This window comes from Parahoeflea alexandrii (assembly GCF_027214025.1).
GTDB classification, from domain to species: Bacteria; Pseudomonadota; Alphaproteobacteria; order Rhizobiales; family Rhizobiaceae; genus Hoeflea; species Hoeflea alexandrii_A.
The window spans coordinates 114,441-139,684 of the sequence record NZ_JAPWHB010000003.1; the positions used below are offsets into that span (position 1 = coordinate 114,441).

General features: G+C 63.9%; 23 protein-coding genes. 6 read left to right on the forward strand and 17 right to left on the reverse strand.

Translation table 11 applies throughout. The features are described 5' to 3' along the window. Positions 1-15 precede the first annotated feature (15 nt). Positions 16-1,248 (reverse strand): ABC transporter substrate-binding protein, encoded by a 1,233-nt coding sequence (locus O4H62_RS11000; RefSeq protein WP_269387766.1) that lies wholly within the window; start codon positions 1,246-1,248, stop codon positions 16-18. 223 nt (positions 1,249-1,471) lie between these two features. Between O4H62_RS11000 and O4H62_RS11005 the strand changes: the two genes are divergently transcribed. From O4H62_RS11005 to O4H62_RS11025, 5 genes are all read left to right on the forward strand, one after another. After that, a complete protein-coding gene (locus O4H62_RS11005; protein WP_269387768.1) occupies positions 1,472-2,497 on the forward strand; it encodes a LacI family DNA-binding transcriptional regulator in 1,026 nt (341 codons plus the stop codon). Between the two features lie 61 nt (positions 2,498-2,558). Then, positions 2,559-2,885 (forward strand): ArsR/SmtB family transcription factor, encoded by a 327-nt coding sequence (locus tag O4H62_RS11010; RefSeq protein ID WP_269387770.1) that lies wholly within the window; start codon positions 2,559-2,561, stop codon positions 2,883-2,885. 306 nt (positions 2,886-3,191) lie between these two features. Next, positions 3,192-6,032 carry a molybdopterin oxidoreductase family protein gene (locus tag O4H62_RS11015; RefSeq protein ID WP_269387771.1) on the forward strand — a complete coding sequence of 947 codons (2,841 nt, stop codon included), beginning with the start codon at positions 3,192-3,194 and terminating at the stop codon, positions 6,030-6,032. Next, entirely contained in the window at positions 6,029-6,778 is a 750-nt protein-coding gene (locus tag O4H62_RS11020) for a 4Fe-4S dicluster domain-containing protein (protein ID WP_269387773.1), read from the forward strand. The genes O4H62_RS11015 and O4H62_RS11020 overlap by 4 nt, the downstream gene beginning before the upstream one ends. 4 nt (positions 6,779-6,782) lie before the next feature. Beyond that, complete coding sequence (locus O4H62_RS11025; RefSeq protein WP_269387775.1) at positions 6,783-7,694, forward strand: dimethyl sulfoxide reductase anchor subunit family protein; 912 nt, start codon at positions 6,783-6,785, stop codon at positions 7,692-7,694. 21 nt (positions 7,695-7,715) lie between these two features. Here O4H62_RS11025 and O4H62_RS11030 read toward each other — a convergent pair whose 3' ends face one another. From O4H62_RS11030 to O4H62_RS11045, 4 genes are all read right to left on the reverse strand, one after another. Beyond that, positions 7,716-8,738, reverse strand: coding sequence for a TAXI family TRAP transporter solute-binding subunit (locus tag O4H62_RS11030; RefSeq protein WP_269387777.1), 1,023 nt, complete (start codon positions 8,736-8,738; stop codon positions 7,716-7,718). 139 nt (positions 8,739-8,877) lie between these two features. Then, positions 8,878-9,936 (reverse strand): succinylglutamate desuccinylase/aspartoacylase domain-containing protein, encoded by a 1,059-nt coding sequence (locus O4H62_RS11035; RefSeq protein WP_269387779.1) that lies wholly within the window; start codon positions 9,934-9,936, stop codon positions 8,878-8,880. Positions 9,937-9,977: 41 nt separating this feature from the next. Then, on the reverse strand, positions 9,978-11,585 hold the full coding sequence (locus tag O4H62_RS11040; RefSeq protein WP_430538416.1) for a phytoene desaturase family protein: 1,608 nt from the start codon (positions 11,583-11,585) through the stop codon (positions 9,978-9,980). Between the two features lie 101 nt (positions 11,586-11,686). Continuing rightward, a complete protein-coding gene (locus tag O4H62_RS11045) occupies positions 11,687-12,037 on the reverse strand; it encodes a PilZ domain-containing protein (protein ID WP_269387781.1) in 351 nt (116 codons plus the stop codon). A gap of 222 nt (positions 12,038-12,259) precedes the next feature. Here O4H62_RS11045 and xseA point away from each other — a divergent pair, with 222 nt between their 5' ends. Further along, entirely contained in the window at positions 12,260-13,846 is a 1,587-nt protein-coding gene (gene xseA, locus O4H62_RS11050; protein ID WP_269387782.1) for an exodeoxyribonuclease VII large subunit, read from the forward strand. Positions 13,847-13,902: 56 nt separating this feature from the next. Here xseA and ybaK read toward each other — a convergent pair whose 3' ends face one another. From ybaK to O4H62_RS11110, 12 genes are all read right to left on the reverse strand, one after another. Further along, entirely contained in the window at positions 13,903-14,376 is a 474-nt protein-coding gene (ybaK, locus tag O4H62_RS11055; protein WP_269387783.1) for a Cys-tRNA(Pro) deacylase, read from the reverse strand. Positions 14,377-14,387: 11 nt separating this feature from the next. Next, a complete protein-coding gene (locus O4H62_RS11060; protein ID WP_269387785.1) occupies positions 14,388-14,735 on the reverse strand; it encodes an ArsC family reductase in 348 nt (115 codons plus the stop codon). A gap of 45 nt (positions 14,736-14,780) precedes the next feature. Continuing rightward, positions 14,781-16,343 carry a glutamine-hydrolyzing GMP synthase gene (gene guaA, locus O4H62_RS11065; RefSeq protein WP_269388557.1) on the reverse strand — a complete coding sequence of 521 codons (1,563 nt, stop codon included), beginning with the start codon at positions 16,341-16,343 and terminating at the stop codon, positions 14,781-14,783. 18 nt (positions 16,344-16,361) lie between these two features. After that, positions 16,362-16,994 carry a 5'-methylthioadenosine/S-adenosylhomocysteine nucleosidase gene (locus tag O4H62_RS11070; protein WP_269387788.1) on the reverse strand — a complete coding sequence of 211 codons (633 nt, stop codon included), beginning with the start codon at positions 16,992-16,994 and terminating at the stop codon, positions 16,362-16,364. After that, on the reverse strand, positions 16,991-17,440 hold the full coding sequence (locus O4H62_RS11075) for a PaaI family thioesterase (RefSeq protein ID WP_269387790.1): 450 nt from the start codon (positions 17,438-17,440) through the stop codon (positions 16,991-16,993). Before O4H62_RS11075 ends, O4H62_RS11070 begins: the two co-directional genes overlap by 4 nt. Before the next feature lie 80 nt (positions 17,441-17,520). Beyond that, positions 17,521-17,979: a TspO/MBR family protein gene (locus tag O4H62_RS11080; RefSeq protein ID WP_269387792.1), complete on the reverse strand. Its 459-nt coding sequence runs from the start codon at positions 17,977-17,979 to the stop codon at positions 17,521-17,523. A 48-nt stretch (positions 17,980-18,027) separates the two neighbouring features. Then, on the reverse strand, positions 18,028-19,323 hold the full coding sequence (locus O4H62_RS11085; protein WP_269387794.1) for an RsmB/NOP family class I SAM-dependent RNA methyltransferase: 1,296 nt from the start codon (positions 19,321-19,323) through the stop codon (positions 18,028-18,030). Positions 19,324-19,502: 179 nt separating this feature from the next. Continuing rightward, entirely contained in the window at positions 19,503-20,249 is a 747-nt protein-coding gene (locus O4H62_RS11090) for a glucose 1-dehydrogenase (RefSeq protein WP_269387795.1), read from the reverse strand. Between the two features lie 22 nt (positions 20,250-20,271). Further along, entirely contained in the window at positions 20,272-21,738 is a 1,467-nt protein-coding gene (locus O4H62_RS11095; RefSeq protein ID WP_430538417.1) for an aldehyde dehydrogenase family protein, read from the reverse strand. A 20-nt stretch (positions 21,739-21,758) separates the two neighbouring features. Further along, positions 21,759-23,369, reverse strand: a complete 1,611-nt coding sequence (locus O4H62_RS11100; protein WP_269387796.1) for an ABC transporter ATP-binding protein — start codon at positions 23,367-23,369, stop codon at positions 21,759-21,761. After that, positions 23,369-24,226 (reverse strand): ABC transporter permease, encoded by an 858-nt coding sequence (locus O4H62_RS11105; RefSeq protein WP_269387797.1) that lies wholly within the window; start codon positions 24,224-24,226, stop codon positions 23,369-23,371. The genes O4H62_RS11100 and O4H62_RS11105 overlap by 1 nt, the downstream gene beginning before the upstream one ends. Beyond that, positions 24,223-25,173, reverse strand: a complete 951-nt coding sequence (locus tag O4H62_RS11110; RefSeq protein WP_269387798.1) for an ABC transporter permease — start codon at positions 25,171-25,173, stop codon at positions 24,223-24,225. The genes O4H62_RS11105 and O4H62_RS11110 overlap by 4 nt, the downstream gene beginning before the upstream one ends. Positions 25,174-25,244: the final 71 nt, after the last annotated feature.

Genomic DNA, 25,244 nt, shown 5'->3' on the forward strand with positions numbered 1-25,244 from the left:
CGGATCAAGTCCAGATCAGTCGGCGCTTTCCACGATGGCGGCGTAACGGCTCTGGGCATCTTCCGGGGTGATGCTCTTGTCGTTCATGAACTCTACCATGAGATCATTGAACTGGGTCTGGGTATCGGCCGAGAAGACCTGGTCGCCGGAAGGCAGCAGGTTGCCGGTCTTGAGGATCTCCAGGCCCTTCTTCATGCAATCGTTGGCGGCTGCCAGGTCGATGTCGCCGCGGATCGGCAGCGAACCCTTCTTCAGGTTGAAGGCGACCTGCGCCTCCTTGGAGATCATCATCGACGCCAGTTCGAGCTGCGCGGCAGCCTTTTCAGGATCCTTCAGCTTGGGGAAATAGAAGGCATCGCCACCGGTCGAGAGATACTCGTGCACGCCGAGACCGGGAAGGCAGGAATAATCCTTGCCAGCCACCTGATTGGCAACCTGGAACTCGCCCTGCGCCCAGTCACCCATGATCTGGCCGCCGGCAGTGCCGGTGATTACCATGTTGGTGGCCTGGTTCCAGTCCTGGACGTTAGATCCGTCCGCCATTTCACGGGCATCCGCCATGGCCTGGAAGACCTTCGCCATCTCCGGACCCTTGGCTGCATCGACATTCTTTTCGAGGTTGATCTGCTTCCACAGATCAAGCCCGCCGACACCGATCTGCACAGCACCGAAGAGCAGGTTGGACTGCCAGGGCTGCTGTCCAAGAGCGAGCGGCTGGATGCCGGCTTCGCGCAGCTTCGGCGCTGCAGCGACATATTCATCCCAGTTGTTCGGGACCGGAACGCCAGCCTTTTCGAAGGCGGCGTGCGACAGCCAAAGCCACTGCGGCGAATGGATGTTGACCGGGACGCAGTAGATCTTGCCATCGAGCGTACAGCTGTCGAGCAGGCTCGGCGGATTGACGATGTCCTTCCAGCCTTCCTTCTCGGCAAGCTCGGTCAGATCGAGCATCAGGCCTGCCTCGACAAGCTCTTCCGCCTGACGGCCATGGTTGAATTGCGTGGCGGCCATCGGGTCGCCGCCGGTGATGCGCGAAATCATGACCGGGCGTGCGGTGCCGCCGCCGCCGGCGATGGCGCCATCCACCCACTTGTTGCCGGTGGCGTCAAACAACCTGGCAAATTCCGCCACGGCTGCGGCCTCGCCACCGGAGGTCCACCAGTGGGTGACTTCCAGATCGGTCGCGTTGACGGTTGTCGAAAGCGCCAACGCGGATGCGCCGGCAAGAAAAAGCTTGAATGTGTTCATCGTTTTCCCTCCCAGGAATGTTCTTCCTCCCGGCATCGTTGCTCTGACGCAACAGCCCGGACCCACCGGTGTCCTCACACCGTTTTCAATCGATTACATTGGCGGTGAAAATGCTGCACTGCAATCGATTACATAAAGGTTGACCGCGATGAGTTTTGGAGTCAAGTGATATTTGCGGAACGTGCCTCAAACGGATCTCGCAAAAGCAGGAATTCAGCTCGTCATGGAACCAAAAGCCCCCAAGATTACCGATGTCGCACGGCTTGCCGGGGTCTCCACCGCGACCGTGAGCCGGGCCTTGAGCAAACCGGAAACCGTTGCAGAATCAACGCGTAACACAGTTCTTGCGGCGGCGGAGAAAACCGGGTACCGGGTCAATCTCTCGGCGCGAAATCTGCGGCGCCAGCGCACCGGCGCGATCGTCGTGCTGGTCCCCAACATCGGCAATCCGTTCTTCTCCGAGATTCTCGCCGGGATCGAGACCGCCCTGTCGGAAAGCGATATCAACATGCTGGTTGTGGACACCAGGCAGGCTCACATGAAGCCACAGCTGGTGCTCGAGTACCTGCACGCGACGCGGGCCGACGGGATCATCGCGCTCGACGGCTCGCTGCCCGACGCAATCCTTTCGGTCGCGAGTACCGGAGCCGGGGCTCCGCCGATCATCTTTGCCTGCGAGTGGACGCCAAGGGGCGAGTTTTCATCCGTGCGCGCCAACAACGCACATGGCGGCGAGCTTGCGGTCGCCCATCTTGCCGGGCTCGGGCATCGCACAATCGGCATGATCACCGGGCCGGACGACAACGTGCTGACCCATGCCAGAACCAAGGGCGCCGCCCAGGGGCTGGCGGAGCGCGGGCTGACCCTTGATCCCGCACATGTCTTCGCAGGTGATTTCAGCCTCGACGCCGGGGCTCTGGCAGCACAAGTCTGGCTGGGCCTTCGCCAGCGGCCGAGCGCACTGTTCTGCCAGTCCGACCAGATGGCGTTCGGCTTCATTTCCGAGCTGGCGCGGAACGGCATTTCGGTTCCAGGCGATGTTTCCATCGTCGGGTTCGACGATATCGCCATCGCCCAGCGCTTCATTCCAGCCCTGACCACCGTGCGGCAACCGCGCAAGAAGCTCGGCCTGTCCGCGGCGCGACTGCTGATCGATCACATCGGCACCAATGCCAGCCCGGCGATCGAAACCACGATTCTCGAAGTGGAATTGATCGTCAGGGACAGCACAAGAGCGTTTGCAGGTTGAATTATTGACGGGATCTCCTTATATAAGAGTTCATTGATGTTTGTCGAACGGGATGCCGGAGATGCTTGACGCACAGGACATGCTGGAAATGGAGCCGCGGATGGGCGAAGCGGCGAAGCTTATGGAGATGCTGTCGCAACCTGTGCGGCTGCGGATTCTCTGCATCCTGCTCGATGGCGAGCAGAGCGTGCTGAAGCTTGCCGACATGGCGGGCCTGTCGCAGCCGGCGATGTCGCACCATCTGCGCAAGTTGCGCGACGCCGACCTGGTCAACACGCGGCGCGACGCGCAGACCATTTATTATTCGCTGAAAGGCGAGGAGGTCGGCGCGGTGCTCGAGGTGCTACACGGCCTCTATTGCGATCCGTCGGGCAAGCCCGCCTGCTGATCGCATCCCGCTCCCGGCAGGAGAAACAGGCCGTCCTTCCCTATGGAGGTCTGCCCGACCAACCCGCCCGTGCCGTTCCAGTAGCCTGTCAGCCACGCAGATAGCAGCATCCAAACTGACTGTTCCGCTCTCATCTGGACTTAGAAGTAGTCGCTCTGGCTTTATCCCCCCGGCTTGACTTTTGACCGGCCGCGCGGTCCGTTTGACCAGCGAGCGCGGAGGCGGACGCTGTCGGTTCGCCCTTCTGGGCGAAGACGAAAACGTGGTGCGACCAGACTATCAGGCGGCACGTCTTGGGGAGGGCGTATGAACCAGACCAGCAGGGCTCCAGGCACGGCTGACGGCAAGACCGAGATTCGCAAGACCACCTGTTACATGTGCGCCTGCCGGTGCGGCATCAATGTCCATATGGCGGAAGGCAAGGTCCACTATATCGAGGGCAACCGCGACCACCCGATCAACAAGGGCGTGCTGTGCGCCAAGGGGTCGGCGGGGATCATGCAGCATTACTCACCGGCACGGCTGAATAAGCCGTTGCTGAGGACCGGGGAGCGCGGTTCCGGCGAATTCAAGGAAATCGAATGGGACGAGGCGCTGGAGCTCGCCACCGGATGGCTGGGCGAAGTGCGGCGGACCGACCCGCGCAAGCTCGCCTTTTTCACAGGGCGCGACCAGAGCCAGTCGATGACAGGATGGTGGGCGCAGCAATATGGCACCCCGAATTATGCGGCCCATGGCGGATTCTGCTCGGTCAACATGGCGGCTGCCGGCATCTACACCATGGGCGGCGCGTTCTGGGAGTTCGGCGCGCCGGACTGGGAAAAGACCGAACTGTTCATGATCTTCGGCGTGGCCGAGGATCATGATTCCAATCCGATCAAGATGGGTCTGGGCAAACTCAAGGAGCGCGGCGTCAAGGTGATCGGGGTCAACCCGGTGCGCACCGGCTACAACGCGATTGCCGACGAATGGCTCGGCATCACGCCGGGGACAGACGGTCTGCTGATCCTGGCGCTGGCGCACGAACTGCTTCGGACCGGCAAGGTCGATCTCGATTACCTGATCCGCTACACCAACGCGCCCTGGCTGGTGATCGACGATCCCGAGGGTAGCGGGCACGGACTGTTCGCGCGCGATAAAGAGGGCGTCCCGCTGGTGGCCGACCGCACCAGCGGCAAGGCCATCTCCTCGGCAACCCCGGGCGTCAAGCCGGCGCTGAAAGGCCGGTTCGAATTGCCGGACGGGCGTTACGCCATCCCGGTGTTCGAACTGCTGGCGCAGAAATATCTCGATCCGCAATATGCCCCTGCTGCGGTAGCCGAACGGACCGGGATCGATGCCGACACCATCAGCCGCATTGCCGGCGAGATCGCCGAGGCGGCGTTCGAGCGCGAAGTGGTGATCGAGCGGCCCTGGACCGACATGAAGGGCGAACGGCACGAGCGGATGATCGGCCGGCCGGTGGCGTTTCACGCCATGCGCGGCATCTCGGCCCACTCCAACGGCTTCCAGACCGCGCGCGCATTGCACATGCTGCAGATCCTGATCGGATCGATCGATTGCCCCGGCGGATTCCGCTTCAAGCCGCCCTACCCGCGTCCTGTCGCCGGCCAGCCGAGGCCGCATGGCGGCGCCTGCGCCGACACGGCGCTTGCCGGGCCGCATCTGGGCTATCCGCGCGGACCGGAAGACCTGCTGCTGGAAGCCGATGGCGAAACCGCGCAGCGTATCGACAAGGCGTTTTCCTGGGATGCGCCGCTGTCGGCCCACGGGCTGATGCACATGGTGATTTCCAACGCCCATGCCCGTGATCCCTACGGCATCGACGTGCTGTTCATGTACATGGCCAACATGGCCTGGAACTCGTCGATGAACTCGTCGTCGGTGATGAAGATGCTGACCGACAAGGACGAGAATGGCGAGTACGTGATCCCGAAGATCATCTATTCGGACGCCTATTCCTCGGAAATGGTGGCGTTCGCCGACCTGATCCTGCCCGACACCACCTATCTCGAACGGCATGACTGCATCTCGCTGCTCGACCGGCCGATCAGCGAACCGGAAGCGCTGTGCGATTCGATCCGCTGGCCGGTGGTCGAGCCGGACCGCGACGTGCGCGGCTTCCAGAGCGTGCTGCTCGATCTCGGCGCCCGGCTGAAGCTTCCGGGCATGGTCGGCGAGGACGGCGCGCCGGTCTACACGGATTATGCCGACTACATCGTCAATCACCAGCGCAAGCCGGGCATCGGACCGCTTTCCGGTTGGCGCGGCGAAGACGGCGACAAGACCGGCAGGGGCAAACCCAACCCGGACCAGCTCAAGCGCTATATCGAAAATGGCGGCTTCTCGCAGGTGCATGTGCCCGAGGAAGCGCATTACTTCAAGCACGCCAACCGGGCCTGGAGCGACTGGGCGATCGAGCACGGTCTGCAGGACGGGCCGGTGGAGAACATCTTCCAGCTCTATCTCGAGCCCTTGCGCAAGTTCCAGCTGGCCGCCGAAGGCAAGGCCAAGCCGGTGCCGCCGGAGCATCACCGGGAACGGATCAGAACCTGTTTCGACCCGCTGCCAACCTGGTATCCGCCGTTTGCCGATGACGGGCTGGATGAGGACGCCTATCCGCTGCACGCCATTACCCAGCGGCCGGCAGCGATGTACCATTCCTGGGGATCGCAGAATGCCTGGCTCAGGCAGATCCACGGTGAAAACGCGCTTTATGTTCCGGGCGAGGTCTGCGACCGGCAGGGACTGGAGACTGGTGACTGGGCGCGGGTGACTTCGCAATCGGGCGAGATCCGGGTCAAGGTTGCGCGCATGGATGCCGTCAACGGCTCGACGCTGTGGACCTGGAACGCGATCGGCAAGCGCGCCGGGGCCTGGGCGCTCGACAAGGACGCGCCGGAAGCCACGCGCGGCTTCCTGCTCAACCACCTGATCGACGAATTGCTGCCACCCAAGGGCGACGGCCGACGCTGGGCCAATTCCGATCCGATCACCGGTCAGGCGGCCTGGTTCGACCTTCGGGTGGCGATCCGCAAGGATGCCGACCAGACGACCGGACAGAGCCTGCCCGACGCCGGCGCACAGAAGAGCCCGGTCGGACAGGGCCCTGCCAACGTGGCTTTCGGCCGGGGGAAAACCGCATGACCAGCCTTCCTCAATCGACCGAAAAACGCCTCGGCCTGGTCATCGATCTCGACACTTGCGTCGGGTGCCATGCCTGCGCGGTCAACTGCAAGGAATGGAACACCGGTGCGGGCGCCTCGCCGCTGGCCGATACCGACGCCTATGGCGCCGACGTGTCGGGCGCCTGGCTGAACCGGATCCACACCTTCGAGGTCACGCCTGCCGACGCGCCGGCGCAGATCGTGCATTTCCCGAAATCCTGCCTGCATTGCGACGATGCGCCCTGCGTGACCGTGTGCCCGACCGGCGCCAGCCACAAGCGTTCCGAGGACGGCATCGTGCTGGTGACCGAGGACATGTGCATCGGCTGCGGGCTCTGCGCCTGGGCCTGTCCCTATGGCGCGCGCGAGATGGACCCGGTCGAAAACGTGATGAAGAAATGCACGCTGTGCGTCGACCGGATCTACAGCGACAGCTTGCCCGAGGAAGACCGGATTCCGGCCTGTGTACGCACCTGCCCCTCAAGCGCGCGGCATTTCGGCGATTTCAACGATCCGGAGTCCGACGTCTCGCGACTGGTCGCCGAGCGCGGCGGCATCGACCTGATGCCGGAGATGGAGACCCGCCCGGTCAACAAGTACCTGCCGCCGCGCCCCAAAACCCGTTCAGAGCGCGCAACTCCTTCGCCCGCAGCCCCGGCGGCTTCGGCGCCGAAGGCCGACGGGTTTCTGGGCTGGCTCGACGCCGCGCTCGACAAACTCGGATAATCCCATGCATCCTGCCGTTTCCGTCATCTTCTTCACCGTCATGTCGGGCGCCGGGCTCGGCATGATCTTCCTCATAGGCCTCGGTTTTCCGGTCGATGCCTCGGCTGGATGGGTGTTTCTCGTTGGTGTTGTCGGCGGCGGCCTGGCGATTGCGGGCCTTCTCGCATCGACCTTCCACCTCGGTCACCCGGAACGGGCCTGGCGGGCGCTCAGCCAATGGCGCTCGAGCTGGCTGTCGCGCGAAGGCATCGCGGCGATTGCCACACTCATCCTGTTCGGCGTCTATGTGCTGATCTGGCTTGTCACCGGTTCCAGGCAGCCGGTACTGGGGCTGCTATCAGCCCTTGGCGCGGCGCTGACGGTGTTCACGACCTCAATGATCTACGCGCAGCTCAGAACCGTGCCACAGTGGCACAGCCGGCTCACCCCGGTGGTCTATTGCGGCTTTGCGCTCGGCTCCGGCTGGCTGCTGGCCTCGGCGCTCGGCACGCATGAGGCGCCGGAACTCTGGGGCATCGTTCTGATCGGCCTTGCCTGGGCGGCCAAGTGGATGTGGTGGGCGCGCGCCAGCCGGGCGCGGCTTGCCGATGCCGGTTCAACCCCCGAAACCGCGACAGGGCTCGGCTTCATCGGCAAGGTGCGGCTCCTGGAACGCCCACATACCGGCGACAATTACCTCACCCGCGAAATGGCGCACCGGATCGGCCGAAAACACGCAAGCCGGCTACGCATGCTGGCATTGGTGTTTGGCGCGGTCGTGCCGGTGCTCGTCCTCGCGGTCGTCGGCCTGAGCGATGCGCCGGCGCTTTTCAATCTGCTCGCCTCCGTGTCGATGATCATCGGGCTGCTGGCCGAGCGCTGGCTGTTCTTCGCGGAAGCCGAACACGCAGTCTCGCTCTATTACGGCCATCGATGAACCACAGTCCGGCAGGACCTCCTACTTGATCATGCCGGCTTCGCGATAATACCGCTCGGCGCCGGGATGAAGCGGAATCCCGATGCCATCCAGTGCGGTCGGAAGCGTCACCGACGCGCCCTTGGCATGGCCGACATCAAGCAGGTGGCGGGTATTGCTATTCCACAAGGCCTTGGTGATCCCGTAGATCAGGTCATCGCTTTGAGTGAGGCTCGTGAGCCATTGCGCGCCGACAGCAACCGTCGGGACACCTGCCACATCCGCATAGACGCCGTCGGGTATCTCGTCCCGGGTAAAGAACGAGTGCTCAAGAAGCATCGCGTTCACTTCCGGTCCTGCAATGGGGACAAGGATCACATCAGCACTTGTGGCAAGTTCCGCAATCGCCCCGGCAGGATAGCCACCGACAAAGAACAGGGCATCCAGGTTTCCCTTGCGCAAGGCATCAGTGGCCTCATCCGGCAGGAGATTTGCGATCTCGATGTCTGTCTTGGCCACGCCAAATGCTTCAAGAACGAGAATGGCGTCGGGGTAAGTGCCGGAATCGGTCTTGTCGAGCGAGACCCTCTTGCCCACCAGATCCTTCACCGAAGCAATGCCCGACGCCCGGGAAGCGACCAGATGCATGTGCTCGGGATAAAGCGCTGAAATGACCCGAAGATCGCGCATCGGCTCGCGGCCTTCAAACGTTCCGGTTCCGGAATAGGCCCAATAGGCAATGTCAGCCTGGGAAAATCCCGAATTGAGTTCTCCGGACGCGACAGCGCCAACATTGGCGGTCGATCCGTGGGAAGACTGGGCCACGGCCACCAGCCCGGGCACGCCACAAGACCCGCCCTCGTCGCATCCCCTTGAACCGGGCGGATTGGAGATGGAATTGGCGATGGTACCTGCGAGCGGGAAATAGGTTCCGCCGATGCCGGCGGTGCCGATGGTGAAGTAGCGAACCTCCTCGGCCTGTGCGAGGCCGGCGCCGATTGCAAGCCCCGCGGCAATTGCCATGGCCCTGGCGGCGGTCGGCAGTGCCGATAACCTTGTTCCCATCTGTCCCCATCCCTCAGTACTGCTTGCGGCCGGTCTTGTGCCGATCACGTTTGCCCTGGACACAGGTTTACGTTTTCGCCCGGTAAAGTCAAAGGATGGCGTGGGGCCGCATTACCGGACCTGCAAGGACAGCAGGGTTTCAGTCCTCCAGAGCCCCCTTGCGCGATGCCACTGCCGCCTCATCACCGATGATCTTGAGGAGATTGTCGCCCATGCGGATGAAGCGGCGGATGCGCCGGGTCAGCACAAAACCGGCCTGCGGCGCATGCACCGCTACGGTGCCGTTGTCACGACCGGGATTGACGATGATCTCGGCCACCAGCTGCCCGGCCGCGACGCGGTCGCCGGGGGCAGCATGAAACAGGATGGTGCCGCCCACTGGTGCCAATACCATGTCGACATGACGGATCGGCTTGCCGACGAAGTCCTTCCGGAGCTCCGGAGCGGGTCTTGCGTCCGGTGCAACGACGCCACGCCCCTGCAGGAAGCGGAAGATCCCCTCCGCGTCCTTGACGGCCAGCACCGGATCGACGTCGTTCTGGCCCCGCAGTTCAACCGTTGTGACGCAGTGGCCGCTCAGGTCTCCGTTCTTCGCGGTGGCCACCATCTGCTCATAAGCGGCCTCCTCGAAGGCGCGGTCGGAACCGGCGTTCCAGAGAAGAGCGGCTTCACAATCAAGGCAGGCGGCGAGGTCGGCCATTTCCGGCCAGAGCCGCTCGGGCGCATAGATGTACTGAACGCCCTCGTCGTCGCAATGCAGATCGAGCACGATCGGGCACTCGTCGGCGAGGTCCAGCAGCCGGCTTTTCAACCGGCGTTCGGCGAAGGTGGCGGACGAAGTCTGGTCAAGCGTTCTGACGCCGTTCTCGTCGGGCACGGGAAAGTCGCGGTTGAAATTGACGCGGGTCCCGGTCGCAAACCGGCCCATGTGCTCGCCGTACATGTGCTGGGCAGCACCGATCGGATTGGCATGGGGCACGATGGTCAGCGAACCGAGCAGGCGGCCCTCGGCTTCGGCCTTCTCGAGCATCGGAATCAGGTAATGCAGCGCGGCCACGCCGGGCCGTTCGTCGGCATGCAGGGCAGCCTGGATATAGACGCGGGGCGCGGATGTATCCGACCCCGAGAGCCGGTGAACGATCAGCTCATAGGCAATGCCGGGGGTTTCGCCTGCAATGGTCTCGATTTCGGTTTTCATCTGGATTCACCTGAAACTGGAACTGCGTTGTGCGCTGACGGTTACACCCGGCGGGAGCGGATGTCGCCGAGAATTTCACGCGCCGCATTGTGTCCCGGAACGCCGGTAACGCCGCCGCCGGGATGGGTGGAGGATCCACACATGTACAGCCCCTTGAGCGGCGCGCGGTAGGCGCCGTAGCCCAGCACCGGGCGGGCGGAAAACAGCTGGTTGAGGCTGAGCTTGCCATGGAAGATATCTCCGCCCACCAGCGCCAGCTTGCGCTCGAGATCGAGCGGCGAGAGCACCTGGCGGCCGATCATGCTTGCGGCAAATCCCGGTGCGTGACGGTCCACGGTTCCGATCATCAGGTCGGCAACCGCTTCCTTGTGGTCATCCCAGGACGACCCACCGGCGAAATCATCCGGCAGTTTCGGCGCGACATGCTGGCAGAACAGGCTGGCGACATGCTTGCCTTCCGGCGCCAGCGTCGGATCGAGCGTTGACGGAATCAGCATCTCGACAATCGGCTGGCGCGACCAGCCATGGGCACGGGAATCGATGTAGGCGCGGTCCATGTAGCCAAGCGATGGCGCGATGATGATCCCGGCGCTCAGATGGTCGCCCGGCTCGGGCCGGGCCGTAAATGCCGGGAGCGTATCAAGCGCGACATTCATCCGGAACGTGCCGGAGCCGCTCTGCCAATAGCCGATCCGGCGGCGGAAATCCTGAGGCAGCGGGGCGTCTGCGAGCAGGTCTCCGACCAGCAATTGCGGGTGAATGTTCGAGACGACCAGATCGGCTTCGATACGCTCGCCATTGCCGGTGATAACAGCTGTGACCTGGTCCTTGCCGGTTTCGACCCGTTCGACCGGCACTCCGGTTTTCACGGTGACACCCTTTTCCTCGCAGGCCCTGCACATGGCCTGCGTAATCGCGCCCATGCCGCCGATGGCATGACCCCAGACACCCTGCTTGCCGTTTACCTCGCCGAAATAATGGTGCAGCAGCACATAGCCGGTGCCGGGGGCAAAGGGAGTGGTCCAGTTGCCGACAATGCCGTCGAAGCCGAACAGGGCCTTGACCGGATCGCTCTCGAACCAGCGATCGAGGATTTCCGCCGCCGAGCAGGTAAAGAGATCGAGCACGTCCCGCCGCGCATCAAGCGGCAGTTCGGCGAATTGCCGTCCAAGAGAAGCGGCCTTGAGCAATTCGGGTACGGCGGACAGCCAGTTGCCTTCGGTCACGTTGGGCGGGGTGCGCAACAAGAGATCGCGCAGCACATTGGCGGCGTTTTCGAGCATCCGGTCGAAGCCGTCGAGCGCTTCGGCATCGCGGGCCGAGAATTTTGCCACCGACGCCTTGGTTCGGCCGGGTCCGGCCTCAAGCGCGCGGCCATCCGGCAGCGGCAGGAAATTGCCCATCTTGCGTTCGACGATCTTGAGACCGTGGCGGTGCAGATCGAGGTCCGCGATCACCTTGGGATTGAGCAGAGAGACGGTGTAGGAAGCGACGGAATTGCGAAACCCGGGATGGAACTCCTCGGTTATCGCGGCGCCGCCGACCGTCTCGTTCCTTTCGAGAATCGTGACCTTGTGACCGGCCGCAGCCAGATACCAGGCGCAGACCAAACCGTTGTGGCCGCCACCGACAATTACCGCATGCTTCATGTGAAATATCCTGCTTCGTGCGGGCGCATCCTGCAACAGGAGCAAAGACGAACGCAATGGCTCACGCAGTTTACCGCCAGCGACGATTTGCCGTCTCCGGACTATCTCCCGGGCCCACCCTTTTGGGCGATCCTGTCGACCAGTTCGGTTGGCAAGACGGTCATGAACTTCAGGTGCAGTCCCTCCTCCTCGCGCTCAACCACAGCACAGGGGAATTTGGCCGCCAGGCCCTTGAGCACGAAGTAGAGGAAATCCGGCACCGATTCGGGAAGAATGTGAGCTACTTCGCAGCCGCCTTCGGAGATATTGATCATCCGGCAGGTTTGCGACGAGTATCCGCGAACCCCGTGAAGCATGTAGTGGATCGTGCCCACCAGATTGGTTTGCCGCCGCGTATATTCGCGTCGATCCTGATCCGGAAGACGCGACAGATAGTTCTTCGGCGCACTCACACTTCATCCCTCCGGACGAGCTTCTATTCGCTGAACATATGTTTCAAGGGTTAAGACCGTATGTGCAAACAGGATCCAGATTTCGAATGACCGCAAGCGTGCAGATGCATTGCCTTTTACGATCAAGGCGGTCTTGCAGCCATGCCGGCGAATCCGGCTTCGTGATGCGCATTTGCCGCGCAGCAGGCTTGACGCAGGCCGCATCATGGTGCGGATTCGGGCATGCCTTCTCTCCTGGATGATTCGCCCACCAATGCCGCCGAATTCACGGTCAGTGAACTGTCCGGCTCGATCCGCCGGACCGTCGAGGACGCTTTCGGCAATGTGCGCGTGCGCGGCGAGATTTCCGGCTATCGCGGACCGCATTCGTCGGGCCACGCCTATTTCTCGCTCAAGGATGACAAGGCCCGCATCGAGGCCGTGATCTGGAAGGGCGTATTCTCGAAACTGAAATATCGGCCCGAAGAGGGGATGGAGGTGATCGCCACCGGCAAGGTCACCACCTATGCCGGGTCGTCGAAATACCAGATCGTCATCGAGGCGCTGGAGCCGGCCGGGGCCGGCGCGTTGATGGCCCTGATCGAGGAACGGCGGCGGCGGCTTGCCGCCGAGGGGCTGTTCGACGAGGCGCGCAAGCAGCTGCTGCCCTATATGCCGATGGTCATCGGCGTGGTGACCTCGCCCACGGGCGCTGTGATCCGCGATATCCTGCACCGGATCGAGGACCGGTTTCCGGTCCATGTGATCGTCTGGCCGGTGCGGGTCCAGGGTGACACATCGGGCGACGAGGTAGCCCGGGCGATTGCCGGCTTCAACGCGCTTGATGCGAACAGTCCGATCAAGCGGCCGGACCTGATCATCGTGGCGCGCGGCGGCGGCAGCCTGGAAGATCTGTGGGGCTTCAACGACGAGGCAGTGGTGCGGGCGGCGGCCGATTCCGATATCCCGCTGATCTCGGCGGTCGGGCACGAGACCGACTGGACGCTGATCGACCACGCCAGCGACCGGCGCGCGCCGACACCGACGGGGGCCGCCGAGATGGCCGTGCCGGTGAAGGCTGATCTCGAAGCCCATGTGGCGACCCTGGCAGCGCGGCTCAAATCCGCGCAATCGCGCACGCTGGACCGGCGCCGCGAGGCGCTACGGGGTCTGGCGCGAGCCTTGCCGACACTCGACAGCGTGCTGGCGCTGCCACGGCAACGGCTCGACCGCTCGGCGCAATCGCTTGGCCGGGCGCTCGAACTCAACACCGCCAACCGGCGCCGGCGGTTCGAACAGCAGGCAGCACGGGTGACGCCGGTGGCGCTGGTCTCGGCAATCCGCGAGAAGCACCAGCAGGTCCGCGACAAGATCGCGCGCATGGACCGGGTGCAGGAACGCCGGATCGACGCGCTGAGATCCCGGCTGGAGCGTCATGCCCAGGTCCTTGCCTCGGTTCCGCGCAGGCTGGCGGACACCCAGGGGCGGGGAAGGGAGCGGCTGTCCGATCTTGGCCGCCGAAGCGACAGTGCGCTGACCCTGATGCTCGACCAGCGCAAACGAGGGCTCGGCGCGCAGGCGCGGATGCTGCAGTCGCTGTCGTATCAAAGCGTGCTGGGGCGCGGCTTCGCGGTGATCCGCGATTCGGACCGCAAGGTTCTGGCACGCGCGGCCGAGGTCGACGCCGGCAGCATGATCGCCATCGAGTTTGCCGACGGCGAGGTTTCGGCGCTGGCCAACAGTTCCGATCAGCCGATCTCCCGGCCGAAAAAGCCAACACGCGCCAAGGCCGAAAAGCCCAAGGAACCGAGCCAGGGCAACCTGTTCTAGGAAACCTCTCAAGACTTGCTTAGCCGGCACAAGATATTGCGCCGGCGGATGCCTGTTCAGGCCACGACCGAAGCTGCAACGGCCTTCAGGGCGCGCGCGGCGTCGTTCGGGTCCAACCTGAGCTGGAGCCCGCGCTGGCCGGCATTGATGAACACATGCGGCTCGGAGAGGGCGGCCACCTCAATGGCTGTCGGCACCTGCTTCTTCTGGCCGAAAGGGCTGATGCCGCCGACATGGTAGCCGGTGAGGCGTTCGGCGTCCGCGGGCTTCATCATGGTGGCCGACTTGCCGCCCAGGGCGGCTGCGAGCTTTTTCATGCTGACTTCCCGATCGGAGGGCAGGACGACGCAGACGGGCTTACCGTCGAGTTCCGCCATCAGGGTCTTGAGCACACGCGACGGATGCTCCCCCAAGGCCTCGGCGGCCTGCAGGCCAATGCTGTCGGCGTGCGGGTCATAGTCGTAGCTATGAACGGTAAAGGCCACGCCGAGACGGGCAAGGGCCGTGGTGGCGCGGGTGGTCTTCGCCATCTTTCTTCCCCTCAGGCGAAGAATTGCTCGTAGAGATCCGGCTTGAAGCCGACCAGCAGCCGGTCATCGGCTTCCAGCACCGGGCGCTTGATCATCGAGGGCTGCGCCAGCATCAGGGCGATGGCCTTTTCGGCGTCGAGACCCTGCTTCTGCTCATCCTCGAGCTTGCGGAAGGTGGTGCCGGCCCGGTTGAGCACGGTTTCCCAACCGGCTTCCCTGCACCAGCGCTCCAGATGCGTCCGGTCGATGCCCGACGCCTTGTAGTCGTGGAACTCCGCCGCGATGGAGTGGTCGGCAAGCCAGGTCCGCGCCTTCTTCATCGTGTCGCAGTTCTTGATGCCGTAGATGGTGACACTCATGTCCGGTCTTTTCCTTCGTCGTTCCCGGAAATCAGAACTCCAGGCTCATTCCCACTCGATGGTGCCGGGCGGCTTTGACGTCACGTCGTAGACGACGCGGTTGATGCCCTTGACCTCGTTGATGATCCGGGTCGCGGTCTTGCCGAGGAAATCCATGTCATAGGGGTAGAAATCGGCGGTCATGCCGTCGACCGAGGTGACGGCGCGAAGGGCGCAGACGAATTCGTAGGTGCGGCCATCGCCCATGACGCCGACTGTCTGCACCGGCAGGAGCACGGCGAAGGCCTGCCAGATGGTGTCGTAGAGGCCGGCCTTGCGGATCTCGTCGAGATAGATGGCGTCGGCCTGGCGCAGGATGTCGAGTTTCTCGCGGGTGATGCCGCCGGGGCAGCGGATGGCGAGGCCCGGTCCGGGGAACGGGTGACGGCCGATGAAGCTGTCGGGCAGGCCAAGTTCACGGCCCAGCACCCGCACCTCGTCCTTGAACAGCTCGCGCAGGGGCTCGACCAGCTGCATGTTCATCCGTTCGGGCAGGCCGCCGACATTGTGGTGCGACTTGATCGTCACCGACGGACCGCCGGAGAAGGAGACGCTTTCGATGACGTCGGGATAGAGCGTGCCCTGAGCGAGGAAATCGGCGCCGCCGATCTTCTTGGCTTCTTCCTCGAAGACCTCGATGAACAGCCGGCCAATGGTCTTGCGCTTGGTTTCAGGGTCGGCCTCGCCCTCGAGCTGCGAGATGAAGCGATCGGATGCATCGACCAGCTTGAGCGAGAGATTGTAGTGCTCGCGGAACATGGCGACCACGTCGGCGGCCTCGTTCATGCGCATCAGGCCGTGGTCGACGAGGATGCAGGTGAGCTGATCGCCAATCGCCTCGTGGATCAGAAGCGCCGCGACCGAAGAATCGACGCCGCCTGAAAGCGCGCAGATGACCTTGCCGGAGCCGACCTGATCACGGATCTTCTGCACCATTTCGGCGCGGTAGGCGGCCATCGACCAGTCGGATTTCAGCCCGACGATCTTGTGCACGAAGTTCGACAGCAGCTTGGCGCCATCGGGCGTGTGCACCACTTCCGGGTGGAACATGGTGGTGTAGTAGCGCCGCTTCTCGTCGACCGAGATGGCAAAGGGGGCGTTCGGCGATGTGCCGATCACCTCGAAGCCTTCCGGAAGACGCGTGACCCGGTCCCCGTGGCTCATCCAGACGGGATATTTCTTGCCGACTTCCCAGAAACCCTCGAACAGCGGCGAGGCTTTGAGGATCTCGACGTCGGCGCGGCCGAATTCGCGGTGATGGCCGCCTTCGACGCTGCCGCCGATCTGGGTGCAGAGCGTCTGCTGGCCGTAGCAGATGGCGAGAATGGGAACGCCTGAATCGAACACCGCCTGCGGGGCGCGCGGCGAGCCTTCGCGGGTGACCGAATCCGGTCCGCCGGAGAAGATCACGCCCTTCGGCTGCATCCGCTCGAAGCCTTCATCGGCGAGCTGGAACGGGACGATTTCGCAATACACGCCGGCTTCGCGGACCCGGCGGGCAATGAGCTGCGTGACCTGACTGCCGAAATCGATGATCAGGATGGAATCGGGATGGGTGGTGTGAAGGATCTCGTTCATGGCGAGCGATTAAGCCAAAGCCGCGCCGGATGCAATCGCCTGCTCCACGCGATCCACCGCCTGGGCCAGTTTTTCGTCGATCACATGCAGATATTCGGTCCAGTCATCGATGTGGTTGAGCTCGGCCTTGCCATCCGAAATGCCGCGGAGCCCGATCACCGGCACATCGAAGCGGCTGGCGGCGCGCAAAACCGCGAAGGTTTCCATGTCGACCATGTCGGCATCGATGAGATCATAGGCAGCACCCGAAACAATATTGGCGCCGGTGGAGAGTCTTGCCGAAGGAACACCTTCGGCAATCACCGGCAGCGGCAGCACGGCCGGCAGATCCAGAAACGGAGTCCTGCCCTTCTCGAAGCCGAGCGGGCTTGCATCCATGTCGCGGTAGCTGACCGAGGAGACCTGGTAGATGCCGGTCTGCTCCAGGATGCGCGATCCGGCGGAGCCGAGACAGATGATGCAGTCAGGCCGGTCGCGGCCCGGAACTGACAGTCCGGCCGCAACCGCGCCCGCGGCCTCGACCGGGCCAACCCCGGTGATCAGCGGCTCGAAACGGGCCTTGAGATGCGGTCCGTATTCCGGCTCCGCCGCCATCACATAGAGAATCTTCCGGTCACCGACCCGTTTTATCGTGCCGCTCATCCGTCAATGCCCTCCCGACCGCGCACCACCATCATGGTGCCGGTCATCGATGCAATCAGCTTGGCAGGGCCATCGGAGATGGCGTAGGCGCGTCCGTCGCTGACAATGATTGTGTTGCCCGGCTTGGTGACCTCGCCGCGAAACAGGAACCGGTCGCCGCGCCCGGGCGACAGGAGATTGATCTTGAACTCAATGGTCAGCACCGCGGCATCTTCCGGCATGACCGACAGCGCCGCATAGCCGCAGGCCGAGTCAAGCGCGGTGGAAAGGATCCCGGCATGCAGAAATCCATGCTGCTGGGTCAGATCCGCGCGAAACGGCATCTCGATCTCGACAACGCCGTAGTCGACCTTGGTCAGTTCGGCGCCGATGGTGTGCATCACATCCTGACGGGCAAAGCTGCCGGTCACGCGCTCACGGAAGTTCTCGTCCGGCTTCTCATTCATGCGGTGTTTCCTTTCGCAGCTGCGAAGGTGCCAATCCGACAGTCAAACAGCAAGCGAAATTTCGATATCTGGCGCTGCAGCTAGTTCAGCCACCAGATGGCTCCGTTGAGGCAGCCCGCAAAGGCCACCCAGGCCGCATAGGGCAGGAACAGCAGGGCGGACGGGCGATCCCGGTTCCAGGCAAGTGCAATGAACGTGAGGATCACCACCAGCATGGCGACCAGGACGATGAGCGAGAGGTCCGGCCGCTGCATCAGAAAGAAGGACGGCGACCAGGCGAGGTTCAACGCAAGCTGCAGGAACCAGAGTTTCGGTAGGGCGCCACCGCGCTCGCGGATGAACACCCGCGCGCCGGCTATGCCGATGAGCACATAGAGCAGGGTCCAGACCGGGCCGAAAATCCAGTTGGGCGGATTGAACCACGGCTTTTCCAGCCCCGCGTACCAGGCCCCCGGAATTGACAGATACCCGACCAGATTGCCGGCGGCGACGGTCAGAATAACAAACAGGATCAGCGTCAGCGCGTGTTTCTTGGTCATGATTTCACCCTTGTCATCGCGTTGCCCGCTCCTATTCCGGTTGAACTCTCACCCCATCTTGCGGCGGAAGCCGGCGAAGTAGAAGCCGTCGGTGCCGGTGCGCCGCGGCGACAGCACCAGTCCCAGGTTCTGATCCGCATAGGGAACCGGCGCATCCGGGTCCGTCACAACTGAGGCCCAACGCTGCTTGAGACTGATGGTTTCAAATTCCGGATGACGCTGCAGGAATGCTTTCACCCGATCGGTGTTTTCCTCCGGCAGCAGCGAACAGGTGACATAGGCCAGTTCGCCGCCGGGGCGGACATAGTTGACCGCTTCGTCGAGCACCTTGTCCTGGTCTGCGACGCGGTCGGCGATGTTCTTTTCCGATATCCGCCACTTGGCATCCGGGCGGCGGCGCCAGGTGCCGGTTCCGGTACAGGGCGCATCAATCAATACCCGGTCCATGCGGCCTTCGAGACCGGCGAGGTTGGCGGCCCGTTCCTTGATGTAGATGATCTCGGCGCCGGCGCGGCGGATGCGCTCGACCATCGGCGCCAGCCTGCGCCGGTCAGCGTCATAGGCGTTGATGCTGCCTTCGTTGTTCATCATCGCCGCGAAGGCCAGCGACTTGCCGCCGCCACCGGCGCAGTAATCGAGCACCTTTTCGCCGGGCGCGGCGCCGGCCAGGTGAGCCGCCAGTTGCGAACCTTCGTCCTGGATCTCGAACCAGCCGCGGGCGAAGCTGACTTCGCTGGTGGCGGCGATCTGGCGCTGCGGTCCTTCGCCGGCTTCGATCCGGATGCCGTTCGGCGCCAGCCGTGTCGGACGGGCGCCCTGTTCGGCAAAAGCTTCAAGAACCTCATCACGGTTGGTTGCAAGCGTATTGACCCTGAGATCAAGCGGCGGACGGGCGATCATGGCTCGCGCTTCCGCTTCCCATTCGCTGCCAAAGGCCCGTTCGAACGATCCGACGAGCCACTCGGGGATGTCGGCGCGAACATGCGGCTCGGCCTGCGACAGGTCCCGCGCCAGACAATCGGCGAGCTTCTCCACGGACGGTATTTCGGGGGCGAAACGATCCCCTTCGAGCATGCTTGCCAGCTCTCCCGGGCTGATCCGCCATTGCCGCAGCAGCGTGGCGACGGCGAGGTCGGCAGGCGTGTCTCCCCCCATCATGAAACCGTGCGACAGTTTCATTCTGAGCGCGTCATGCACCAGGTTGGAGATCGCCGCTCTGTCGCCGGACCCGGCAAAGCGGTGCGACAGGCCCCAGTCCTTCAGCGCATCGGGCACCGGCCGGTGCCGGGCGTCGATCTCGGTCAGGACTTCGATGGCTGCTTGCAGGCGTCCGCCTAGGCGCATGGTCTGATCTCCCAATGCATGGCGCGTCCAGATGGACACATTTGAACGCCAACGCACATGCATGATTGCAAAGGTTCACAGCACGACAAGCGCACCCTCCGGGGCGCGCGGCGCTGTGTGTTGGTCCTCTGCTAGCCGGTCAGATACCGCTTAGCAAGCGATTCACCTTCCAGGCGGCCTCAGATGCAACGGCCGCCGTCAACTTCCATGGTGACGCCGGTGATCATTGCCGCTTCATCGGAACAGAGGAAACAGGCAGCGTTGCCCATGTCCTCGGGCGTGGAAAACCGGCCCAGCGGAATGGTCGAGAGGAACTTGGCGCGGATTTCCGGCGTGTCCTCGCCCATGAAGGACTTGAGCAGCGGCGTCTCGCCCGCCACCGGGTTGATGGCATTGACGCGCACGCCCGACGGCGCCAACTCCACCGCCATCGAGCGGGTTGCGGTGATCATCCAGCCCTTGGAGGAATTGTACCAGCTCAGCCGCGGCCGCGGGCTGACGCCGGCGGTGGAGGCGACATTGAGAATTGCGCCGGCGCGTTTTTGTTTCATGACCGGAACGAAGTGGCGAGCCGTCAGGTATACGGACTTGGTGTTGACGGCGAGGACCCGGTCGAAATCCTCCTCGCTGATGTCTTCCATCGCCGCCGGCAGATGGGTGATGCCGGCATTGTTGACGAGAATGTCGAGGCCACCGAAGCGCTCCAGGACCGTCTTGGCCATCGCCGCCACGCTGTCATTGCGGGAGACATCCACCGCCACGGCAAAGGCCTGGTCGCCAAGCCCGGCGGCGAAGTCGTTTGCCGCATCGGCATTGATGTCGGCGATGGCGACGCGCGCACCCTCGGCCAGAAATTTACGGACGATGCCGGCGCCAAATCCGGATGCGCCGCCGGTCACCAGCGCTGTCTTGCCTTCAAGTCTCATCGATCTTTCCTCACTTCAAATTTCAACGGCCATGCCAGACGGCAACGGTCTTCAAGGCCGAGAAGCCGTAGAGCGCCTCAAAACCCTTTTCCCGGCCATGGCCGGATTTGCCGACACCGCCAAAGGGCAGCTCGACGCCGCCGCCGGCGCCGTAATTGTTGACAAAGACCTGGCCGGAGCGGATTTCGCGCGCCAGCCGCATCTGACGGCCGCCGTCCCGGGTCCAGACCCCGGCCACCAGGCCGTAATCGGTGCCGTTGGCGATCGCGATGGCCTCTTCCTCGTCGCGGAACGGGATGATCACCTGCACCGGGCCGAAGATCTCGTCGCGGGCCAGCGCATGGCCGGGATCGACGTCGCCGTAGAGTGTCGGGCGCACGTAATGGCCACCCATGGGCGCCGATTTCGGCATCTGGCCCTCGGCCACCGGCGCCAGACCGTCCTCGTCGGCCTCGGCGAGGAAACCCTGCACGATGTTCTTCTGCCGCGCCGAGATCAGCGGACCTACCGATTGATCCTCGATCGCTGCGCCGACGGTCAGCGCCTTGTAGCGCTCGCTCATCAGCCGGACCAGATCCTTGTGCAGCGATGCCTCGACGAGAATGCGCGACGAGGCGGAACAGGTCTGGCCGGCATTCTGGATCCCGGCATTGACCAGGAACGGCAGGGCGCGCTCGAGGTCCGCATCGGCAAAGACGATCTGCGGCGACTTGCCGCCCAGTTCCAGCGTCACCGGGATGACGTTCTGCGCCGCAGCCTGCTGGATCTTGCGGCCGGTCTCGAGCGAACCGGTGAACGAGATGTGATTGACGCCCGGGTGCGAGCAGAGCGCCGCCCCGGCCTCCTCGCCCAGACCCGGCACCACGTTGAGCGCGCCTGCAGGCAGGCCGCATTCCATGGCGATGCGGGCGAAGGCCAGAGCCGTCAGCGAGGCTTCCTCAGCCGGCTTCAGAACCGCGGCGTTGCCCATGGTCAGCGCGGCGCCAACCGAGCGGCCAAGGATCTGCATCGGGTAGTTCCACGGGATGATGTGGCCGGTGACTCCATGCGGCTCGCGCAGGGTGTAGACCGTGTAATCGTTGAGATAGGGAATGGTCTCGCCATGGATCTTGTCGGCGGCGCCGCCATAGAACTCCAGGTAGCGCGCCAGCGCCCGGGCATCGGCGCGGGCCTGGGTCAGCGGCTTGCCGACGTCGTGGGCCTCGAGCTTGGCCAGCCACTCGACGTTTTCCTCCACCGCGCGGCCGATCTTCGCGAGCAGGCGGCCGCGCTCGGCGGCAGGCATGCGGCCCCACTCGCCGGACATCGCGGACTGGGCGGCATCGACGGCAGCCTCGATTTCAGCCTTTCCGCCCCGGGCAATGCTGCCGATCTCGTGGCCCGTCGACGGGTCCTCGACGGGCAATGTCCTGCCGCCTCCGCCCCCTATCCATCGGCCGCCGATCAGGCACTGGCTGGTATCAAATCCGGCGTCGAGAAGCTCGCTCACGGGTCGTCCTTTCTTCACTTTCAGTCTGCCGGTGCGGCAAGCGCCGCTTCCAGCGATGGCGTCGCCGCCACCAGTTTTTGCGTATAGGGGTGCTGCGGATTGCGGAAAACGGTTTCGGTTTCGCCCTGCTCGACGATCCTGCCGTCCTTCATCACCAGCACCCGGTCGGTGATGGCGCGAACCACGGACAGATCATGCGAGATGAACAGATAGGACAGGTCCAGCCGTTCCGACAAGCCGGCCAGCAGATCGAGGATCTGGGCGCGGATCGAGACATCGAGGGCCGAGACCGCCTCGTCGAGCACGATCAGCGCCGGCTCGATGATCAGGGCGCGGGCGATGGCTATGCGCTGGCGCTGGCCGCCGGAAAACTCGTGGATGTACTTGTCGGCGTCGCTCGAGCTGAGCCCGACTTCGGTCAGCGCCCGGTCGATCCGGCGCTCCAGCTCCGCGCCCCGCGGCGGATTCTTGACGAGATGGAACGGTTCCGTAACAAGCCTTCGCACCTGGTGGCGCGGATTGAAGGAGCCATAGGGATCCTGAAACACCACCTGCATCCGCGCCCGGAGTTCGGGATGGGGTCCATCACCGGCGCTGGAAAAGACATGACCGTTCAGCCGGATGTCGCCGCCCTGCAGTCCGTCGAGCGCCAGGATCGAGCGCGCAAGCGTCGACTTGCCGCAGCCGGATTCGCCGACCAGGCCGACATTCTCGCCGTGGCTGATCTCGAAACTGACGTGATCGACGGCACGGAATGGCGGCGGTTTGACAAACAGGTTGCGGCGCGGCTGCTGATAATCGCGAACGACGTTCTCGACCGCCAAGACCGGTATTTTGCCGGATTCGGGCTTGCGGCCGCGATCGGGCACATGGGCGGACGCGGTAAACAGCGCCCGCGTGTAGGGGTGGCGCATGGCCCGGAAGATCTCGCGGGTCGCCCCCGCCTCGACCACCGCGCCATCCTTCATGATGGCGATGGAATCGGCGAGCCCGGCGACGACGGCAAGGTCATGGGTGATCAGCATCAGCCCCATGTCCTCTTCGCGTACCAGCTGCTTGAGCAGATCGAGAATCTGGGCCTGGGTGGTGACATCGAGCGCCGTGGTCGGCTCGTCGGCGATCAGCAGCTTGGGCCGAAGCGCAATGGCCTGGGCGATGACCACGCGCTGGCGCTGGCCGCCGGACAGATCATGCGGGAAGCGGTCGAGCGGAAAACGATCCTCGGGCAGACCAACGCGGTTCAGCATCTCGCGGGCGATGGAGAAGGCCTCACGGCGGCTGGCGCCGGTGTGGATGCGGACGGTTTCGGCGACCTGGTCGCCGATGGTGCGCACCGGATTGAGCGCCGTCATCGGCTCCTGGAAGATCATGCCGACGTCGCGGCCGCGCATCCGGCAGAGCGCCGGTTCGCCCATGATGGAAAGATCGGCTCCGGCGACACGGATCGACCCGCTCCAGTTGCTGCCACTGGGCAGCAGTTGCATCACCGAGAGCGCCGTCATCGATTTGCCGGAACCGGATTCGCCGACAATGCCGAGGATGCGGCCGGGATCCAGGGTCAGGTCGATGTCGTGCAGCACGGTGTTGCCGTGGATATCGACTTTCAGATCGGAGATGGAGAGGACCGTCATCAGCGCCCCCGTCTCAGCTTGGGGTCGAACAGATCCCGCAGGCCGTCGCCCATCAGGTTCAGCCCAAGCACGGTGACGATGATTGCAAAGCCGGGAAACAATGCCATGTGCGGTGCAAGCGAGATCAGCGTCTGCGCATCGGCGAGCATGCGGCCCCAGCTTGGCAGCGGCGGCTGGGCGCCGAGCCCGACATAAGCGAGTGCTGCTTCGGCGAGGATGGCGAGCGAGAACTGGATGGTGCCCTGGACGATCAGCAGGTTGGCTATGTTGGGCAGGATGTGTTCCGCCGAGATCCGCGCCCGGCTCTTGCCCGCCACCCGCGCCGCAAGCACGAAATCCCGGGTCCACAGCGACAGGGCCGCACCGCGCGCCAGCCGCGCGAACACCGGCACGTTGAAAATACCGATGGCGATGATGGCGTTGACGGCGCCAGGTCCGAAGACGGCGGTGATCATGATCGCCAGCAAGAGCGACGGGAAGGCAAACACCAAATCGTTGCCGCGCATGATGATCTCGTCGATCAGGCTTCCCCTGCGGGCGGCGGCATAGAGCCCCAGCGGCACGCCGACGATCATACCGATGCCGACCGCGACAAAGGCCACGGCGATCGACACGCGGGCGCCGACCATGATCATGGAAAACATATCGCGCCCGAAATGATCCGTCCCGAACCAGTGCTCGAGCGATGGTCCCTTGAGCTTTCCGGCAATGTCCATCTTCGTCGGGTCGAACGGCGTCCAGAGGAACGAGACCAGCGCAAGCGCGATGAACAGCGCGGAGAGCAGGAAGCCCAGGACAAATGCCGGATGGCCAAGCGCCATCCGCAGGAAGGACCGATCGGCGGGAGGTGTGCTCATGACCGGCGCCTGCGCAATCGCGGGTCGGCGGCCGCATAGGCGAGATCGACCAGGAAGGTGACGACGATGACGGCGAAGACCAGCAGGATTACCACGGAGCGTACGACAATCAGATCGCGCTGGGTGATCGCCTGGAATGCCAGCCGGCCGAGGCCGGGGAGATAGAAGACATTCTCGATGATGATGCCGCCGGCGAGCAGGAAGGAAAACTGCAGGCCGATGATGGTCAGCACCGGAATCAGCGCATTGCGCAGCGCATGGCGCCAGAGCGCCTGGCCGCGGCTCAGTCCCTTGGCGCGGGCGGTGCGCATGAAATCCTCGTTGAGCGTGTCGATCAGCGACGAGCGCATGACCCGGGCCAGGATCGAGGCCTGCGGCAAGGCGAGCGCGATCGCAGGCAGCGTCAGCGCCTTGATCGCGGGCCAGAAGCCGGCTTCCCATCCCGGGAAACCACCGGCCGAGAACCAGCGCAGATTGACCGCGAAGATCAGCACCAGGATCATCGCGAACCAGAAATTGGGGATCGCCACGCCGAGCTGGGTGGCGCCCATGACCGTCAGGTCGGCGGCCGAGTTGCGCCGCGAGGCAGCCAGAATTCCGGCAGGAAATGCGATCAGGGTCGAAAGTGCCAGCGCATAAAGCGTCAGCGGCAGCGATATCACCACCCGCTCGGCGATCAGTTCGGAAACCGGAACCCGGTAGGTGTAGGAAATGCCGAAGTCGCCCTGCAGAAGGCCCGCCACCCAGCCGATATAGCGCAGGGGCAACGGCTCATCGAGGCCAAGCTGGCTGCGCAATGCCGCCACTGCCTGCGGATCAGCATTGAGGCCCATCATGAAGGACGCGGGATCGCCGGGCACCACTTCCATGACCAGGAAGATGACCAGACTGGCGGCAACAAGACTGAGCGACAGGGACAGGAGGCGCCGCAGGAGATAGGCGGTCATCGGGCATGATCCAGGGGGCATGATCCACGGGCATAATGGTGCGATGGCCGGGTTCACACCCGGCCATCGCG